This window comes from Planococcus maritimus (assembly GCF_001592825.1).
In the GTDB taxonomy this organism is placed as follows: domain Bacteria; phylum Bacillota; class Bacilli; order Bacillales_A; family Planococcaceae; genus Planococcus; species Planococcus maritimus_C.
Map to the genome: position 1 here is coordinate 1 of NZ_LTZG01000033.1, position 379 is coordinate 379.

Here is a 379-nt window from a genome sequence, read left to right on the forward strand (position 1 = left end):
CATTCATCGTGACGCCAAGCGCTTTCGTCAGCTTTCCTGGTCCGTTTGTCCATTCCCTCGGACTCCTGCCCGGCCTTCTCTCCTCCATTAACAGCTGGCCTTCATGCGGCTCAATCGCCCTGATTAATACCGCTTGCGGGACATCCTCTTCCGCGGCAACGACATTCAGCAATGTATGGGTGTGCATCACGTATGTATATACCCGCCCAGCTTCTGCAAACATGATCTCAGTCCGCTTCGTCCGGCGGTTGTTAAAGCTGTGTGCCGCTCTGTCTCCAGCACCCATATAGGCCTCTGTTTCCACAATATAGCCTGACGCTGTGCCTTCGTCTGTTTCTTTTACAAGAAGGCAGCCCAGAAGCGATGGGGCAAGCTCAAG

At 54.1% G+C, this 379-nt stretch carries 1 protein-coding gene; it reads right to left on the reverse strand.

What is annotated here, in order from left to right; translation table 11 throughout:
• Window positions 1-379, reverse strand: a 379-nt coding sequence (locus AY633_RS13690) for a DNA-3-methyladenine glycosylase (RefSeq protein WP_145915685.1), incomplete at both ends; no start/stop codon positions are given.